15 protein-coding genes are annotated in these 16,975 nt (G+C 69.3%); 12 read left to right on the forward strand and 3 right to left on the reverse strand.

Going from position 1 to position 16,975, the window contains the following annotated elements:
• Positions 1 to 5 precede the first annotated feature (5 nt).
• On the reverse strand, positions 6 to 947 hold the full coding sequence (locus tag ACFYYF_RS21235; RefSeq protein WP_388777876.1) for a RecB family exonuclease: 942 nt from the start codon (positions 945 to 947) through the stop codon (positions 6 to 8).
• A gap of 175 nt (positions 948 to 1,122) precedes the next feature.
• On the opposite strand from ACFYYF_RS21235, the gene ACFYYF_RS21240 reads away from it, so the two are divergent.
• The 3 genes from ACFYYF_RS21240 to ACFYYF_RS21250 all read left to right on the forward strand — a co-directional run bounded on the left by ACFYYF_RS21240 (position 1,123) and on the right by ACFYYF_RS21250 (position 5,145).
• A complete protein-coding gene (locus ACFYYF_RS21240; RefSeq protein WP_388777879.1) occupies positions 1,123 to 2,973 on the forward strand; it encodes a site-2 protease family protein in 1,851 nt (616 codons plus the stop codon).
• A gap of 41 nt (positions 2,974 to 3,014) precedes the next feature.
• Positions 3,015 to 3,917, forward strand: a complete 903-nt coding sequence (locus tag ACFYYF_RS21245; protein WP_361679552.1) for a tRNA (adenine-N1)-methyltransferase — start codon at positions 3,015 to 3,017, stop codon at positions 3,915 to 3,917.
• A 652-nt stretch (positions 3,918 to 4,569) separates the two neighbouring features.
• The gene (locus ACFYYF_RS21250) at positions 4,570 to 5,145 is read left to right on the forward strand and encodes a hypothetical protein (RefSeq protein WP_388777882.1); all 576 of its coding nucleotides are present in this window, start codon (positions 4,570 to 4,572) and stop codon (positions 5,143 to 5,145) included.
• A 98-nt stretch (positions 5,146 to 5,243) separates the two neighbouring features.
• On the opposite strand, the gene ACFYYF_RS21255 is transcribed toward ACFYYF_RS21250, so the two are convergent.
• Positions 5,244 to 5,549, reverse strand: a complete 306-nt coding sequence (locus tag ACFYYF_RS21255; protein ID WP_361679546.1) for a ferredoxin — start codon at positions 5,547 to 5,549, stop codon at positions 5,244 to 5,246.
• Between the two features lie 253 nt (positions 5,550 to 5,802).
• Here ACFYYF_RS21255 and arc point away from each other — a divergent pair, with 253 nt between their 5' ends.
• From arc to prcA, 6 genes are all read left to right on the forward strand, one after another.
• The gene (arc, locus tag ACFYYF_RS21260) at positions 5,803 to 7,569 is read left to right on the forward strand and encodes a proteasome ATPase (protein WP_361679543.1); all 1,767 of its coding nucleotides are present in this window, start codon (positions 5,803 to 5,805) and stop codon (positions 7,567 to 7,569) included.
• A 235-nt stretch (positions 7,570 to 7,804) separates the two neighbouring features.
• Positions 7,805 to 9,316 (forward strand): depupylase/deamidase Dop, encoded by a 1,512-nt coding sequence (gene dop, locus ACFYYF_RS21265; RefSeq protein WP_388777885.1) that lies wholly within the window; start codon positions 7,805 to 7,807, stop codon positions 9,314 to 9,316.
• Between the two features lie 156 nt (positions 9,317 to 9,472).
• Positions 9,473 to 9,691, forward strand: a complete 219-nt coding sequence (locus ACFYYF_RS21270; RefSeq protein WP_261702927.1) for a ubiquitin-like protein Pup — start codon at positions 9,473 to 9,475, stop codon at positions 9,689 to 9,691.
• Between the two features lie 121 nt (positions 9,692 to 9,812).
• A complete protein-coding gene (locus ACFYYF_RS21275) occupies positions 9,813 to 10,325 on the forward strand; it encodes an endonuclease VII domain-containing protein (protein ID WP_388778416.1) in 513 nt (170 codons plus the stop codon).
• Entirely contained in the window at positions 10,277 to 11,122 is an 846-nt protein-coding gene (gene prcB / locus ACFYYF_RS21280) for a proteasome subunit beta (protein ID WP_387711311.1), read from the forward strand. Before ACFYYF_RS21275 ends, prcB begins: the two co-directional genes overlap by 49 nt.
• Before the next feature lie 57 nt (positions 11,123 to 11,179).
• Positions 11,180 to 11,923 carry a proteasome subunit alpha gene (gene prcA / locus ACFYYF_RS21285; protein ID WP_361679533.1) on the forward strand — a complete coding sequence of 248 codons (744 nt, stop codon included), beginning with the start codon at positions 11,180 to 11,182 and terminating at the stop codon, positions 11,921 to 11,923.
• Between the two features lie 122 nt (positions 11,924 to 12,045).
• Here prcA and ACFYYF_RS21290 read toward each other — a convergent pair whose 3' ends face one another.
• Positions 12,046 to 13,059 carry a LacI family DNA-binding transcriptional regulator gene (locus ACFYYF_RS21290; RefSeq protein WP_361679531.1) on the reverse strand — a complete coding sequence of 338 codons (1,014 nt, stop codon included), beginning with the start codon at positions 13,057 to 13,059 and terminating at the stop codon, positions 12,046 to 12,048.
• 108 nt (positions 13,060 to 13,167) lie between these two features.
• Between ACFYYF_RS21290 and ACFYYF_RS21295 the strand changes: the two genes are divergently transcribed.
• From ACFYYF_RS21295 to ACFYYF_RS21305, 3 genes are all read left to right on the forward strand, one after another.
• Positions 13,168 to 14,427, forward strand: coding sequence for an MFS transporter (locus tag ACFYYF_RS21295; protein ID WP_388777891.1), 1,260 nt, complete (start codon positions 13,168 to 13,170; stop codon positions 14,425 to 14,427).
• Positions 14,428 to 14,436: 9 nt separating this feature from the next.
• The gene (gene pafA / locus ACFYYF_RS21300; protein WP_355769317.1) at positions 14,437 to 15,798 is read left to right on the forward strand and encodes a Pup--protein ligase; all 1,362 of its coding nucleotides are present in this window, start codon (positions 14,437 to 14,439) and stop codon (positions 15,796 to 15,798) included.
• Between the two features lie 128 nt (positions 15,799 to 15,926).
• Positions 15,927 to 16,934, forward strand: coding sequence for an FKBP-type peptidyl-prolyl cis-trans isomerase (locus ACFYYF_RS21305; RefSeq protein ID WP_388777894.1), 1,008 nt, complete (start codon positions 15,927 to 15,929; stop codon positions 16,932 to 16,934).
• Positions 16,935 to 16,975: the final 41 nt, after the last annotated feature.

A 16,975-nucleotide genomic window follows, 5' to 3' on the forward strand; every position in this document is an offset into this window, starting at 1 on the left:
CTTCGCTAGTCCGGCCCCATTCTGCCCTGCTCCCCGGCGCCCGACCCGGGCGCCCTGACCGGGAGCGGATATGCCGGGGGAGTACCACCGAATTCCGGACACACCGCCTGGTGATCGCACCAGCCGCACAGCTTCGTGGGACGCGGCCGCCACACGCCCGTCTCCGTCGCCTCCCGGATCGCGTCCCACAGCGCCAGCAGCTTGCGCTCGACCCGCTCCAGATCCCCGATCTCCGGGTCGTACGTCAGCACGTCACCACTGCCCAGATACACGAGCTGGAGACGGCGCGGAACCACCCGCTTCAACCGCCACACCACCAGCGCGTAGAACTTCATCTGGAACAGCGCGCCCTCCGCGTACTCCGGCCGCGGCGCCTTCCCCGTCTTGTAGTCCACGATCCGGACCTCGCCCGACGGAGCCACATCCACCCGGTCGATGATCCCGCGCAGCGTCAGCCCGGAATCCAGCCGCGCCTCCACGAACAGCTCGCGCTCCGCCGGCTCCAGCCGCGTCGGATCCTCCAGCGTGAACCAGCGCTCCACCAGCCGCTCGGCCTCCGACAACCAGCGCGCCAGCCGCTCGCCCTCCGGATCGTCCGCGAACAGCTCCACGACCTCCGGCTTCGTCTCCCGCAGCCGGTCCCACTGCGCCGGGATCAACGACTTGGCACGCGGCGCCGTCCGGTCCACGGCCGGAGCGTCGAACAGCCGCTCCAGAACCGCGTGGACCAAGGTCCCCCGCGTCGCCGCCTCACTCGGCTTCTCCGGCAGCTTGTCGATCACCCGGAACCGGTACAGCAACGGACACTGCATGAAGTCACTGGCACGCGAGGGCGACAGCGAGGCGGGAGCACGCGCCACCACCGGAGCCGGAGCCGGAACGCCGGCGACGGCTCCGCCGGCCGCGGCCGCTTCTTCGGGCACGGCGCCCTCGGTGCTTGTTTCCATGACACAGACCATAAGGCCCGCCACCGACAGCGAACCGGTCCCGGCGGGCACCACGGCACGAAAACAGAAGGGGTGCCGGGGCGGAACGCACCGCGACCGCCGCATACCATCGACCCCAGACCCTCCCGCCCCGCATGAACCGGGGGGCGGGGGACGCTTCGAACGAGGGGACATCGTGGACGAGAGCGGCGGGAGCGGGCAGCCGCGGTCCGGCACCGGCGAGGCGACCGAGCACCACGCGAGGCCGTCGGCCTCCACCGGTCCCGCCCCGGACGCGCGCCCCGGACCGGCAGGCCCCGAGACCACCGGGCCGCAGCCCACGGCCCCCGAACACGCCTCCACCCGGCACACCGACGAAACCGCGCCCCACGGCGAGCCCGCCGACACCGCCGAGCCGATCCCGGACCCCTCCGGACCCGCCGCATCCCCCGGCCTCTCCGAGCCGTCCGAGCCTGCCGCACCCTCCGGCCCCTCCGAGCCGTCCGAGCCGTCCGAGCCTGCCGCACCCTCCAGCCCTTCCGAGCCGTCCGGACCCGCCGCACCCTCCGGCCCCTCCGAGCCGTCCGGGCTCGCGGCATCCCGCGGCCCTTCTGAGCCGTCCGGGCCCGCCGCGTCCTCCGGTCCCTCCGAGCCGTCCGGGGTCTCCGAGCCTTCCAAGCCCTCCGGCCCCCCCGAGCCTCCCACGGCCGCCGGGAGCACCGGGTCCTCGGACCCCGCCGGCCCCCACCAACGCTCCGAGACCACAGAGACCACGGAGACCACCGGGCCCTCCGACCCCTTCGAGCCCTCCCGCCCGTCCGGCGGCCCGGGCCAGGGCCGGCGCACCCCCGCCCGCACCGGCACCGCCAAGGGACGCCCCCCGCGCCGCCCCAGGGAACCCGGCGGCGGACTCCTCATGGGCCGCCCCTTCGGCGTACCCGTGTACGTCGCCCCCAGCTGGTTCCTCGTCGCCGCCCTGATCACCTGGGTCTTCGGCGGCCAGCTCGACCGCGTCCTGCCCGACCTCGGCGCCGCCCGCTACCTCGTCTCCCTCTTCTTCGCCGTCGCCTTCTACGCCTCCGTCCTCGTCCACGAACTCGCCCACACCGTCGCCGCCCTCCGCTTCAAACTCCCCGTCCGCCGCATCCAGCTCCAGTTCTTCGGCGGCGTCTCCGAGATCGAGAAGGAAGCCGAGACACCCGGCCGCGAATTCGTCCTCGCCTTCGTCGGCCCCCTCCTCTCCCTCGTCCTCTCCGGCGTCTTCTACCTCGCCATGCTCCCCGTCGAGCCCGGCACCGTCCCCGGCGTCCTCCTGGCCGGCCTCATGGTCTCCAACCTCATCGTGGCCGCCTTCAACCTGCTCCCCGGCCTCCCCCTCGACGGCGGCCGCATGCTCCGCGCCGTCGTCTGGAAGATCACCGGCAGGGCCATGAGCGGCACCGTCGCCGCCGCCTGGGTCGGCCGCGCCCTCGCCGTCTCCGTCCTCATCGGGCTGCCCCTCCTCACCCAGTCCGAGGCACTCGGCAACGCCCCCGAGAACGCCGGCAGCATGGACACCATCACCGACGCCCTCCTCGCCGCCATCCTCGCGGCGATCATCTGGACCGGCGCCGGAAACAGCCTCCGCATGGCCCGCCTGCGCGAACACCTCCCCGAACTGCGCGCCCGCTCCCTCACCCGCCGCGCCGTCCCCGTCGAGAGCACCACCCCCCTCTCCGAAGCACTCCGCCGCGCCAACGACGTCGGCGCCCGCGCCCTCGTCGTCGTCGACGCCGACGGCGAACCCCTCTCCCTCGTCCGCGAAGCCGCCATCGTCGGAGTACCCGAACACCGCCGCCCCTGGGTCGCCGTCAGCGGCCTCGCCCAGGACCTCACCGACGGCATGCGCGTCTCCGCCGAACTCGCCGGCGAAGACCTCCTCGACGCCCTGCGCGCCAGCCCCGCCACCGAGTACCTCGTCGTCGAGGACTCCGGCGAGATCTACGGCGTCCTCTCCGCCGCCGACGTGGAACGCGCCTTCGTCAAAGCCATGGCCCGCCCCTCCTGACCGTGGTCGGCGGCCCCGCCAACGACCGGTAGGCTGTTCACATGTCCGAACCGACCGGTGCCGCCCGCAGGCGCGGGCCCTTCAAGGTCGGGGACCAGGTTCAGCTGACCGACCCCAAGGGCCGCCACTACACGTTCACGCTCGAGGCCGGGAAGAACTTCCACACCCACAAGGGTTCCTTCCCCCACGACGAGCTGATCGGCGCTCCCGAGGGCAGCGTTGTCCGCACCACGGGAAACGTCGCCTACCTCGCGCTGCGCCCCCTGCTCCCCGACTACGTCCTGTCCATGCCCCGCGGCGCCGCCGTGGTCTACCCCAAGGACGCGGGGCAGATCCTGGCCTTCGCCGACATCTTCCCCGGCGCCCGCGTCGTGGAAGCGGGAGTCGGCTCCGGCTCGCTGAGCAGCTTCCTGCTCCGTGCCATCGGCGACCAGGGCATGCTGCACTCCTACGAGCGCCGCGAGGACTTCGCCGAGATCGCCCAGCAGAACGTGGAGCGCTACTTCGGCGGCCCCCACCCCGCCTGGCAGCTCACCGTCGGCGACCTCCAGGACAACCTGAGCGACACCGACGTCGACCGGGTCATCCTCGACATGCTCGCCCCCTGGGAGTGCCTGGAGGCCGTCTCCAAGGCGCTCGTCCCCGGCGGCATCCTCTGCTGCTACGTGGCGACGACCACCCAGCTCGCGCGGACCGTCGAGTCGATCCGCGAGATCGGCTGCTTCAACGAGCCGACCGCCTGGGAATCGATGATCCGCAACTGGCACATCGAGGGCCTGGCCGTCCGCCCGGACCACCGCATGATCGGCCACACCGGGTTCCTGCTCACCGCCCGCCGCCTCGCGGACGGCGTCGAGCCGCCCATGCGCCGCCGCCGCCCCGCCAAGGGCGCGTACGGCGAGGACTACGCCGGCCCGAACGCCGACGGCGGCACCGGCCGCTGACGCACCCAACGCACCGCACCTGTGGCCGAGTTCCCGGAACCCTCCGGGAACTCGGCCACAGCGCTTTTCCGTTGACGCGCCACCAGAACCCCTCGCCCCGGCGGCGAACGCCACCAGGGCACCCGCCGGACGGCTCGCCGCAGTCCGCGATGAGGTCCGCCCCAGAGGGGGCCGGGCCCACGACGCCTCGGCCAGAGCCCGTGGGGCCGGGTCCGCCCGAGTGGGCTCGCGACAGTCCTTCGGTACGGGGCCGCGGGCCGGGCCGAGCCGTCGTGGGCCCGGCCCGGTCCTTGCGGGCAGGTGGCCGCGCAGGCCGGTCCGGACCTCCGGGCAGGTGCGCGCAGGTCGGTCCGGTGGCGCGGGGGAGAGGCCGCCACGGCCTGAGACGGGGACGCGTCCGCAGGTGTTCCGGAATTCCGGCCGGGGCCGGGCCGCGGGTGTTCCGGCGCCCCGGCCGGGGGCTGGGCCCTGGGTCCTTCGACGGCCCGACCGTGGCCGTGCCAGGGCTGTGCCGGGGCCGGGCGAGAACCCGGACCGGAACCGCGCCGGAACTCTTCACAAGTCCGGACCCCGCCGTTCCACCAGGCTGTGACGTGTGGCACCATGCGGGACACCCACCCCACCGGCACAGCCCTCGCGGGAGACACCCCCAGTGCAGCAATCCGTTGTCCCGGAACTGGCACATACACAGACCAGTCCCCTCCAGTGGGTCGCCACGGCCACCGCCATCGCCGGAGTCGTGGCCCTGTCCTCCCTCGTCCAGCCGGATCCGGCGAGGGCGGCCCAGCACGGCACCGACCCCAAACCGGCGGCGGCCCCCGCGACCGCCCCCGACCCCACCGGCGTGGACTTCCCGATCGTCTGCGGCCCCGCCAAGGTCCTCGTCGAGAAGAAGGCCTCCGGCGACCTGGACGGTGACGGCCGCCCCGAGACCGTGGCCGTCGTACGCTGCGACGCCGGCTCGGGCACCCCGCCCAGCGGCGTCTACGTCCTGACCCAGGCCGAGGGCGCCAAGGAACCCAGGGTCGTCGCGACCCTGATCGATCCCAAGGACCGCCTCAGCGTCACGGACTTCGCGCTGCGCGACGGAGCCGTCACCGCCACGCTCCTCGGCTATTCCTCGGCCGACGTACCGAGTTGCTGCCCGGACCTGAGGGAGAACGCCAAGTGGCAGTGGAAGAACGGCGCGTTCATCCGCTCCACGCCGTCCGAAGCGCGCGGCGCCTGAGCGCGCCCCCGGCGCAACACCCGAACAAAAGACGACACCCTCCGCGCCGCGGAGGGTGTGAGGAACCGGTCACATCGTGACGCCCGGTGCCCGGACGGTCACTCCGCGTCGGGACCGAAGACTTCGACCTTGTCCGAAACGCGACGCACATGGATGCAGTCGCCCGGACACTCCTTCGCCGAGTCCACCACATCGCTCAGAAGCGGCAGGGGCACGGGCGTTGTGGCCCCCACGGCCTGCAGGAGCTCGTCCTCCGGGCTCTTCACGTACGCCAGACCGTCAATGTCCAGCTCAAAGACCTCGGGCGCGTACTGGACACAGATCCCGTCGCCCGTACAGAGATCCTGGTCGATCCAGACCTCAAGCGCCTCGCCGCCGACTCCGGCCTCCTGCTGCACGGTCATTTCTCCTGCCGTTTTCTGCGTCGAGCGAACCGAAGACTGGGGAATCGGGCCAGCTCTGACGGGTGTTGAACACTTCGACCCTACCTCCGCCCGCTTCCCAATCATGTTCGGTGGGTATTCCCCTGGCGTGAGGGAGAGCGCAAGGGTGAAGATCGGACACACCCCGACAGTCTTTGTGATCTAGGGGTTTCAATCGACACCCACCCAGGTAGGGTCTGGAAGCGTCCAGCTCCCCTTGGAGGAGGTGAGGACCGTGGCAGCCCACGACGACGACATGAACCGCGGCATCCGCCCGGGACGAGGGTCCGATGACCCCGCCGGGCAGATTGCCTACCTTGAGCAGGAGATCGCCGTCCTGCGACGCAAGCTCGCCGACTCTCCGCGACACACGAGGATTCTCGAAGAGCGGATCGTCGAGTTGCAGACCAACCTGGCAGGCGTGTCCGCACAGAACGAACGACTGGCGAACACACTCCGTGAGGCCCGCGACCAGATCGTGGCCCTCAAGGAGGAAGTCGACCGGCTCGCGCAGCCGCCGGCCGGCTTCGGTGTCTTCCTCACGGCGAACGAGGACGGCACGGCCGACATCTTCACCGGGGGCCGCAAGCTCCGGGTGAACGTCAGCCCCAGCGTCGAGCTCGACGAGCTCCGGCGCGGCCAGGAAGTGATGCTCAACGAAGCCCTCAACGTGGTCGAGGCCATGGAGTACGAGAGCGTCGGCGACATCGTCACCCTCAAGGAGATCCTGGAGGACGGCGAGCGCGCCCTCGTCCAGGGACACACCGACGAGGAACGGGTGGTACGGCTCGCCGAACCACTCCTGGACGTCAATATCCGTCCCGGAGACGCCCTGCTCCTCGAACCCCGTTCCGGCTATGTCTACGAGATCGTTCCCAAGAGCGAGGTCGAGGAACTCGTCCTCGAAGAGGTCCCGGACATCGGCTACGAGCAGATCGGCGGTCTGGGCGGCCAGATCGAGATGATCCGCGACGCGGTCGAGCTCCCGTACCTCTACCCCGACCTCTTCAAGGAACACGAACTGCGGCCCCCCAAGGGAGTCCTGCTCTACGGGCCCCCCGGATGCGGCAAGACGCTCATCGCCAAGGCCGTGGCCAACTCACTGGCCAAGAAGGTCGCCGAAGTGACCGGCCAGGCCACCGGCAAGAGCTTCTTCCTCAACATCAAGGGCCCCGAGCTCCTGAACAAGTACGTCGGCGAGACCGAGCGGCAGATCCGCCTCGTCTTCCAGCGTGCCCGGGAGAAGGCCAGCGAGGGCACCCCCGTCATCGTCTTCTTCGACGAGATGGAATCCCTCTTCCGCACCCGCGGATCCGGCGTCAGCTCGGACGTGGAGAACACCATCGTCCCCCAGCTCCTCGCCGAGATCGACGGCGTGGAAGGCCTGCAGAACGTGGTCGTCATCGGCGCCTCCAACCGCGAGGACATGATCGACCCCGCCATCCTGCGGCCCGGCCGGCTCGACGTGAAGATCAAGATCGAACGCCCGGACGCCGAAGCGGCCAAGGACATCTTCCAGAAGTACCTCACCGAACGCCTCCCCCTGCACTCCGAAGACGTCGGAGAGCACGGCGGCGACAAGGCGGCAACGGTCCACGGCATGATCCAGACAGCCGTGGAGCAGATGTACGCCGAATCGGAGGAGAACCGCTTCCTGGAGGTCACCTACGCCAACGGCGACAAGGAAGTCCTTTACTTCAAGGACTTCAATTCCGGCGCCATGATCGAGAACATCGTGGGCCGCGCCAAGAAGATGGCCATCAAGGACTTCCTGGAACACAGCCAGAAGGGCCTCCGCGTCTCCCACCTCCTCCAGGCCTGCGTGGACGAGTTCAAGGAGAACGAGGACCTGCCGAACACCACCAACCCCGACGACTGGGCCCGCATCTCCGGAAAGAAGGGCGAACGGATCGTCTATATCCGTACGCTCATCACCGGAAAGCAGGGCGCGGACACCGGACGCTCCATCGACACGGTGGCCAACACCGGTCAGTACCTGTAAAAGACAGGGCGGCTGCGGGTGCCCTTCACAGGGCATCCGCAGCCGCCTGCTTTTCCGGTCACGGCCGGAACACAGCAATGACGCAAATGATCTCCCCACCAGCGCAGAGGCGTTCTAGGCTCTTTCGTACCGCCGAGTCGCGCAGTGCGGGGACGGGCACCGCACACGCACCGGAGCGCCAGCGGTACTTGAGCAGCGCCCCCGACCGAGGGCGCCGCCGGGCAAGGAGGGCCGCATGACCGTACGGCGAGTAATGGGCATCGAGACGGAGTACGGGATCTCCGTCCCCGGTCACCCCAACGCCAATGCCATGCTCACCTCGTCCCAGATCGTCAACGCCTACGCGGCGGCGATGCACCGGGCGCGCCGCGCCCGCTGGGACTTCGAGGAGGAGAACCCGCTGCGGGACGCGCGAGGCTTCGACCTCGCCCGGGAGGCCGCCGACTCCAGCCAGCTCACCGACGAGGACATCGGCCTGGCCAATGTCATCCTCACCAACGGTGCACGGCTGTACGTCGACCACGCACACCCGGAATACAGCTCCCCCGAAGTCACCAACCCGCGGGACGCGGTCCTGTGGGACAAGGCCGGCGAGCGCATCATGGCCGAGGCCGCGGAGCGCGCCGCCCAGCTCCCCGGCGCCCAGCCGATCCACCTCTACAAGAACAACACCGACAACAAGGGCGCCTCCTACGGCACGCACGAGAACTACCTGATGAAGCGGGAGACCCCCTTCTCGGACATCGTGCGCCACCTCACGCCGTTCTTCGTCTCACGCCAGGTCGTCACCGGAGCGGGCCGCGTCGGCATCGGCCAGGACGGGCACGAGCACGGCTTCCAGCTCAGCCAGCGCGCCGACTACTTCGAGGTCGAGGTCGGCCTCGAGACCACCCTCAAGCGCCCCATCATCAACACCCGCGACGAACCGCACGCCGACGCCGAGAAGTACCGCCGGCTGCACGTGATCATCGGAGACGCCAACCTCTCCGAGATCTCGACCTACCTCAAGCTCGGCACGACGGCCCTCGTCCTCTCCATGATCGAGGACGGCTTCATCGCCGTCGACCTGGCCGTCGACCAGCCCGTACGCACCCTCCACCAGGTCTCCCACGACCCCACCCTCAAGCGCCTGGTCACGCTCCGCAGCGGCCGCACACTCACCGCGGTCCAACTGCAGATGGAGTACTTCGAGCTCTCCCGCAAGTACGTGGAGGAGCGCTTCGGGGCCGACGCCGACGAGCAGACCAAGGACGTCCTGCTGCGCTGGGAGGACACTCTGAACCGCCTGGAGAACGACCCGATGAGCCTCTCCGGGGAGCTCGACTGGGTCGCCAAGCGGGAGCTCATGGAGGGCTACCGGCGTCGTGACGGCCTCGACTGGGACGCCGCCCGGCTGCACCTGGTCGACCTCCAGTACGCCGACGTGCGGGCCGACAAGGGCCTGTACAACCGTCTGGCGGCCCGGGGCAAGATGAAGCGCCTGCTGGACGAGAACGAGGTCGAGCGGGCCCGTACGACCCCGCCGGAGGACACCCGCGCCTATTTCCGCGGGCGCTGCCTGGAGCAGTACGCGGACGACGTGGCGGCGGCCTCCTGGGACTCGGTGATCTTCGATCTGCCCGGCAGGGACTCGCTCCAGCGCGTCCCAACCCTGGAGCCGCTTCGCGGAACGCGTAATCACGTCAAGGCGCTCCTGGACCGCTGCCGGACGGCGGAGGACCTGGTCAGGGTCCTGTCGGGCAACTGAGCTTCCTCCCGGACGGCACGGGCCGGACAGGGTGGAATACCCGGCGTTACGGGAATCATCGAGGTGGTCCCCGTACGTTGTGGCAACTGCGGGGCCGATGTCGGACCCTGCTTGTAGGGTCTGATCAAGAACGTCGAACCGAGCGGGGTGAGGGTTATGGCGACCAAGGACACCGGCGGCGGACAGCAGAAGGCGACGCGTTCCACCGAGGAGGTCGAGGAACAGTCGCAGGACGCGCAGGCAACCGACGACCTCAAGGAACGCCAGGAAAAGCTGAGCGACGACGTCGACTCGGTTCTTGACGAAATTGACGATGTCCTCGAGGAGAACGCCGAGGACTTCGTTCGATCCTTCGTTCAGAAGGGTGGAGAGTGATTTCACCTTCGATTCGAAGGTGGAGTTGGGGACTCCCTGAGTGAACGAAGAGCTGGAGTTGCGGCGCTGCTCGCGGTGCAAGCAAGGCTTGCCGAGAGATGCGTTCGCAAGCAACAAGTCCATGCCTGATGGTCTCCAGGCGTACTGCCGGGAGTGCTCAGCCGAGTACTACCGGCAGCGCCAGGAGGCCAAGGGTAAAAAGGTGCGCGAGAAGGTCTCTGTCCCGCTGGGGCACAAGCGGTGCCCGCAGTGCAGCGAAGTGAAGCCTCATTCCGACTGGGAGCGGAACAACTCCACGTCGGACGGTTGGGCGAGTTACTGCCGCCCATGCCGTGCGCAGCGCAACAGGGCCAGCCACTTCAAGCGGAAGTACGGCCTTACCGAGGCCGAACGTGACGAGTTGATCGCCTCCCAAGGTGGCGTCTGTTGCATCTGCCTATCGGCACCAGCCACACAGGTGGATCACTGCCACAAGACGGGTAGTGTCCGAGGCGTACTGTGCTTCAACTGCAATTCAGGCCTCGGTCTGTTGAGGGACGACCCCGAAGCTGCATACCGAGCTGCTGACTACCTGGAAGGAAACGCGTGGAAGCCAACACTCGTAGCACCGGGCGTCTACCGGCTGCCTTCCTGACGCCCGGGTCGTCGTCCTTCATGGACTTCCTCTCCGAGCACCAGCCGGAGATGCTCCCGGGCAAGCGGCAACTGCCGCCCGTCCAGGGCGTGATCGAGGCCCCGCACGGGACGACGATCGTCGCCGTGACGTTCCCGGGCGGAGTCGTCCTGGCCGGTGACCGGCGGGCCACGATGGGCAACGTCATCGCCCAGCGCGACATCGAGAAGGTGTTCCCGGCCGACGAGTACTCGGCGGTGGGCATCGCCGGCACGGCGGGCCTGGCCGTGGAGATGGTGAAGCTGTTCCAGCTGGAGCTGGAGCACTTCGAGAAGGTGGAGGGCGCGCAGCTCTCCCTGGAGGGCAAGGCGAACCGCCTGTCCACGATGATCCGTTCCAACCTCGGCATGGCCATGCAGGGTCTCGCCGTGGTGCCGCTCTTCGCGGGCTACGACGTGGACCGCGGCAGGGGCCGCATCTTCTCGTACGACGTGACGGGTGGCCGTTCCGAGGAGCACGGCTACGCGGCCACGGGCTCCGGCTCGCTCTTCGCGCGCGGCGCCATGAAGAAGCTGTACTCCAAGGATCTGACGGAGGACCAGGCCACCACGCTGGTGATCCAGGCCCTCTACGACGCTGCCGACGACGACTCGGCGACCGGTGGTCCCGATGTCGCGCGCCGGATCTACCCGATCGTCACCGTGATCACCGAGAGCGGTTTCCGCCGGCTCACGGACGAGGAGTCCTCCGAGATCGCGCGCGTGATCCTGGAGGCGCGGCTCCAGCAGCCCGACGGCCCGCGTGCCGCGCTGTACTGAACGCCCGTCTCTCTTCCAGGTGATCCAGTGACTTCGACAGAAAGGGACGGATAGCCGGTGTCGACGCCGTTCTATGTCTCACCCCAGCAGGCGATGGCCGACCGGGCGGAGTACGCCCGCAAGGGCATCGCGCGTGGCCGCAGCCTGGTCGTGCTGCAGTATGCCGACGGCATCGTGTTCGTCGGCGAGAACCCGTCCCGTGCGCTGCACAAGTTCAGCGAGATCTACGACCGGATCGGCTTCGCGGCCGCCGGTAAGTACAACGAGTACGAGAACCTGCGGATCGGCGGTGTGCGCTACGCGGACCTGCGTGGCTACACGTACGACCGTGACGACGTGACGGCCCGTGGTCTGGCCAACGTGTACGCCCAGACGCTGGGCACGATCTTCTCTTCGGCGGCGGAGAAGCCGTACGAGGTGGAGCTGGTGGTCGCGGAGGTCGGCGAGACTCCGGACGGTGACCAGATCTACCGGTTGCCGCATGACGGTTCGATCGTGGACGAGCACGGTTCGGTGGCCGTCGGTGGCAACGCGGAGCAGATCAGCAGTTATCTGGACGCGCGGCACCAGGACGGCATGTCGCTGGCCGAGGCGCTGAAGCTGGCCGTCCAGTCGTTGTCCCGGGAGCCGAACGGCGGTGAGCGGGAGATTCCGGCGGAGCGTCTTGAGGTGGCGGTGCTGGACCGGACGCGGCCGCAGCAGCGGAAGTTCAAGCGGATCGTGGGCCGTCAGCTGTCCCGGTTGCTGGAGGCCGGGGGCGCGGAGACCGCGACGGAGGCCGAGGACGCCGACGACGAGTGAGTTTCGGCTTGGACCGGGCGCCCGTGTGCCGGGTGTTCGTACGGAAGGGGCCGCTCCGGTGCAGACCGGTGCGGCCCCTTCCGTGTGTCCGGGTCCTGACGGCGGGTGGCAGGTGGTGGGTGTCAGGCGCCTGGAGGGGCTGTGGAGCCGCGTACGACGAGGTGGACGGGGATGTCCTCCTGCGGGGGTGTGCGGCCGTCCAGGACGGCGAGGAGGGCTTTCATGCCCTGTTCGCCGAATCGTTCGGCGTCGAGGCGGACGGTGGTGAGTTCGGGGTCGAGGGCGCGGGCGAGGGCGAGGTCGTCGAGTCCGGTGATGGAGATGTCTTCGGGGATGCGCAGGCCGAGGCGGCGTGCGGCCTTGTAGGCGCCGGCGGCGAGTTTGTCGTCGTCACAGATGACGGCGGTGGGGCGGGGGCCGGGTGCGGTGAGGGCGCCGTGGGTGGCGGCGAGGGCGTCCTCGAAGGAGATGGGGGCGCGGGCGACGCGGAGGCTGGTTCCGGGGACTTCGACGAGGCAGGAGGCGAGTTCGCGGGCGCGGACCTCGAAGGTCCAGGAGGGGATGTCGGCGGCGAGGTGCAGGAAGCGGCGGTGGCCGAGGCCCAGGAGGTGGTCGGTGACCTGGCGGACGCCGTCGGGGATGTCGAGGTTGACGGTGGCGGCGCCCTGGCTGCCGGCGGGGTCGCTGTCGAGCATGACGAGGGGGAGCTGGTCGCCGCGGATGGCGGTGAGGGCGTCGGCGGCCATGGAGGAGGCGATGACGCCGTCGAGGGCGGCCTGGGCGGAGCCGAAGGGGTCGCGGGCGGGGCCGATGCCCTCGGGGGAGGGGTAGAGGACGACTCCGAAGCCGTGCTGTGCGGCTACGCGGGCGGCTCCGGTGTAGACGCCGGCGAAGAATTCGGTGGTGAGGGCGGGGACGACGAGGAGGACGGTGCGGGTGCGGCCGAGGCGGAGGTTGCGGGCGGCCAGGTTGGGGCGGTAGCCGAGTTCCTGGGCGGCGTCGCGGACGCGTTCGGCGGTGGCGGGGGAGACGCGGCCGCGCCATTTGTCGCCGAGGACGAGGGAGACGGCTGCCTGGGAGACCCCGGCGGCCTCGGCGACGTCCCGGCTGGTGGGGCGCGTGCTACCTCTTGCCACCGTGGGCCTGCTCCTTCGTCTGGACTCGCGGTCAGCGCACATGGTACGTATTGAGGAGGACGTTATACGTAACACTTGGGCGTCGCGCACTAGCTGGAAGGGCAGGCCATGGCCGCCGGATACCTGGAGATCCTCAGGGCGAGGCACGCCACCAGACTGCTGGTGGGGACGCTGGTGGGGCGGCTGCCGAACGCGACCGCGGCCATCGCCGTCGTGCTGTTCGTGCGGGCCGAGGGCGGCACGTACAGCCTGGCGGGCGTGCTCGCGGCCGTGTACGGGGTGGCCAACGCGGTGGGGCAGCCGCTGCTCGGCCGGCTCGTGGACCTGCACGGCCAGCCGCGGGTGCAGTTCCCGGCGGCGGTGGTCTCGGCCCTGGGCATGGCCGTCTTCGCCCTGGCCGGGACGGAGCCGGTGGCGCTCGCGTGTGCCGCGATGATCGTGGCCGGGCTCTTCACGCCTCCTCTGGAGGGCGGGCTGCGGGCCCTGTGGCCCTCGGTGCTGGGCGAGGAGGAGCAGGTGCACACGGCGTACGCGATGGACGCGGTGGCGCAGGAAGTGATGTTCACCGTCGGCCCGTTGCTGGTGACGCTGTGCGTCGCGCTGTGGTCCGCGCAGGCCGCCCTGCTGATCCTCGCCGTCGTCGGTGTCCTCGGGGCGCTCTCGGTGGTCCTGTCGCCGCCTTCGCGCGCGTGGCGTTCGGCTCCGCGTGAGGCGCACTGGCTGGGTGCCCTGCGCTCGCCGGGGCTGCTCGCTCTGCTCGGGGCGTTCCTGTTCATCGGGATGGCGCTGGGTTCGATCACGGTCGCGGCGGTGTCGTACGCGGACGCGCACGGCGGCGACGCGGTGTACGGGTGGCTGATGGCGGGCATCGGTCTGGGCGCGCTGTTCGGTGGTGTGGTCTACGGTTCGCGCCGGTGGGGCGGGGCGCCGGAGCGGCGACTGCGGGTGCTGGTGGCGCTTCTGGCGGTGTGTTACGTCCCGCTGGTGCTGGTCCCGGGTCCGGTCGCGATGACGGCGCTGGCGACGCTGGCGGGGGTGTTCCTGGCGCCGAGCATCGCGTGTGCCTTCGTGCTGGTGGACCGGCACGCGCCGGCCGGTACGGTCACCGAGGCCTTCTCGTGGCTCGTGACGACGTTCACGGTGGGTGCGTCGGTGGGTACGGGGCTCGCGGGGCCGGTCGTGGAGTGGGGCGGGGCGGCCCGGGGTTTCGCGGTTCCGGGGGTCGCGGGTGCCGCCGCGCTGGTGGTTCTGCTGGCCACGGGCCGGGTCCTCGCGGCGGCCGGGAGGGGCGGGGTTGTTGCGGCTTCATCGGAAAATGATCCAAACCGAGCCGTCGAACCCCGTTTCAGCTCAGGGGATCGGGCGTAATGTTCAGTCATGGACCGCCGCATTTTCGGGCTGGAGAACGAGTACGGCGTCACGTGTACGTTCAGGGGACAGCGCCGGCTGTCTCCCGACGAGGTGGCGCGGTACCTCTTCCGCCGTGTCGTGTCATGGGGCCGCAGCAGCAATGTCTTTCTGCGGAACGGTGCCCGCCTTTATCTCGACGTGGGATCACATCCGGAATACGCGACACCCGAATGTGACAACGTGACGGAGCTCGTCACCCACGACAAGGCCGGCGAGCGCATTCTCGAAGGTCTCCTGGTGGATGCCGAACGACGCCTGCACGAGGAAGGGATCGCGGGCGACGTCTATCTGTTCAAGAACAACACCGACTCGGCGGGCAACTCCTACGGATGCCACGAGAACTATCTGGTGGCCCGGCACGGGGAGTTCTCGCGGCTTGCGGACATCCTGATCCCGTTCCTCGTCACGAGGCAGCTGCTGTGCGGCGCGGGCAAGGTGCTGCAGACGCCGCGGGGTGCCGTGTACTGCGTCAGCCAGCGGGCCGAGCACATCTGGGAGGGCGTCAGTTCCGCGACGACGCGGTCCCGGCCCATCATCAACACGCGTGACGAGCCGCACGCGGACGCCGAGCGCTACCGCCGGCTGCACGTGATCGTCGGCGACTCGAACATGTCCGAGACGACGATGCTCCTCAAGGTCGGTGCCACGGATCTCGTGCTGCGCATGATCGAGGCGGGCACGGTCATGCGGGACCTGACGCTGGAGAACCCCATTCGGGCGATCCGGGAGGTCAGTCACGACATCACGGGCCGCCGCAAGGTGCGTCTGGCGAGCGGCCGTGAGGCCTCCGCGCTGGAGGTGCAGCGCGAGTACTACGAGAAGGCCGTGGACTTCGTCGAGCGCCGGGGTATCCGTACCGGAACCGTCGACCAGGTGCTCGAGCTGTGGGGCCGTGTGCTCGACTCGATCGAGGCCGAGGACCTGGACCGGATCGGCACCGAGATCGACTGGGTCATGAAGTACCAGCTCATCGAGCGGTACCGGGCGAAGCACAACATGACGATGTCGCATCCGCGGGTCGCGCAGATAGACCTCGCCTACCACGACATCCACCGCCGTCGTGGCCTCTACTACCTGCTGGAGAGGAAGGGGCAAGCCGCGCGGATCTGCAACGACTTGAAGATCTTCGAAGGCAAGTCGGTGCCTCCGCAGACCACTCGGGCGCGGCTGCGCGGAGACTTCATCCGGCGGGCGCAGGAGCAGCGGCGGGACTTCACCGTCGACTGGGTGCATCTGAAGCTCAACGATCAGGCGCAGCGCACGGTGTTGTGCAAGGACCCGTTCCGTTCGGTGGACGACAGGGTGGAGAAGCTGATCGCGGGAATGTGATGCGGGAGTTCCGTGGGTGACGCGGAACGCAACGCGGGGCGCCGTACGTTTTCCGTACGGCGCCCTTCTCACGTCGTAGAGTTGCGCGCACGCCATCCACCAAGATCGACCGATACGAGGCTCCTACCGTGCGCCGACGCTCACTCCTTCTCTCCGTACCCGCTGGACTGGTCACGCTCGCCGGATGCGGTGACGACGGCAAGTCAGACACGGCGAAGTCCAGCGAGACTCCGTCGCCCTCGGCCTCGGCGGACGCGTCGGCCGCGCCTCCGCCGAAGATCGTGGACGGTCCGGTGCCGGCGATCACGGCCGGTACGAAGTTCGGTGAGAAGCCGACGGTGGCCAAGGGCACGGGGGAGCCGTCGAAGGATCTCGCGGTCCGGACGGTGATCGCGGGCAACGGCAAGACGGTCGCGGAGAACGACTACATCCAGGCCAACTACCTGGGTCAGATCTGGGCCACGGCGAAGGTGTTCGACAACTCCTACGACCGGGGGACGCCGCTGGTCATCCAGCTGGCGCAGGGCGGCATCATCGACGGCTGGCGTTACGGCCTGGTCGGCAAGAAGACCGGCAGCCGTGTCGAGATGGCGGTGCCGCCGACCTGGGGTTACGGCTCGGAGGGCAACGCGCAGGCGGGTATCAAGGGCACGGACACGCTGGTGTTCGTGGTGGACATCGAGGACACGTTCAACTCGAAGAGCTCCGCCAAGGGCAAGAACGTGGCGCAGAAGGACGCCTCGCTGCCGACGGTCGGCACGAACACGGACGGCTCCGCCCCGAAGATCACGGTGCCGAAGAAGGACGCTCCGACGAAGCTCGTGGCGAACTACGTGATCGAGGGCGACGGCGACGAGGTCAAGGCCGACAGCACGGTCCTGGTGCAGTACGAGGGTGTGCTGTGGGACAGCGGCAAGGAGTTCGACTCGACGTACAAGCGCGGTCAGCTGACGTCGTTCTCGCTGCAGCAGGTCGTCAAGGGCTGGGCGCAGGGCCTGACGGGCAAGAAGGTGGGCAGCCGCGTCCTGATCGTGATTCCGCCGGCTCTGGGCTACGGCGACAACCCGCCGGCCGGCAGCGGTATCAAGAAGGACTCCACGCTCGTCTTCTCGGTCGACATCCTGGCGAAGATGTAACCCCTCCGGGGATGCAAGACTGTCCGTGTTGTCCTTACGTA

Source organism: Streptomyces sp. NPDC001914, assembly GCF_042891215.1.
GTDB lineage: Bacteria > Actinomycetota > Actinomycetes > Streptomycetales > Streptomycetaceae > Streptomyces.

What these genes read in the sequence shown, in the direction of transcription:
- ACFYYF_RS21245 (WP_361679552.1), top strand. Translation starts at nt 3,015, where the DNA reads ATGTCCGAACCGACCGGTGCCGCCCGCAGGCGCGGGCCCTTCAAGGTC.
- ACFYYF_RS21295 (WP_388777891.1), top strand. Translation starts at nt 13,168, where the DNA reads ATGGCCGCCGGATACCTGGAGATCCTCAGGGCGAGGCACGCCACCAGA.
- ACFYYF_RS21275 (WP_388778416.1), top strand. Translation starts at nt 9,813, where the DNA reads ATGCCTGATGGTCTCCAGGCGTACTGCCGGGAGTGCTCAGCCGAGTAC.
- ACFYYF_RS21270 (WP_261702927.1), top strand. Translation starts at nt 9,473, where the DNA reads ATGGCGACCAAGGACACCGGCGGCGGACAGCAGAAGGCGACGCGTTCC.
- dop (WP_388777885.1), top strand. Translation starts at nt 7,805, where the DNA reads ATGACCGTACGGCGAGTAATGGGCATCGAGACGGAGTACGGGATCTCC.
- ACFYYF_RS21235 (WP_388777876.1), bottom strand. Translation starts at nt 947, where the DNA reads ATGGAAACAAGCACCGAGGGCGCCGTGCCCGAAGAAGCGGCCGCGGCC.
- pafA (WP_355769317.1), top strand. Translation starts at nt 14,437, where the DNA reads ATGGACCGCCGCATTTTCGGGCTGGAGAACGAGTACGGCGTCACGTGT.
- ACFYYF_RS21255 (WP_361679546.1), bottom strand. Translation starts at nt 5,549, where the DNA reads ATGACCGTGCAGCAGGAGGCCGGAGTCGGCGGCGAGGCGCTTGAGGTC.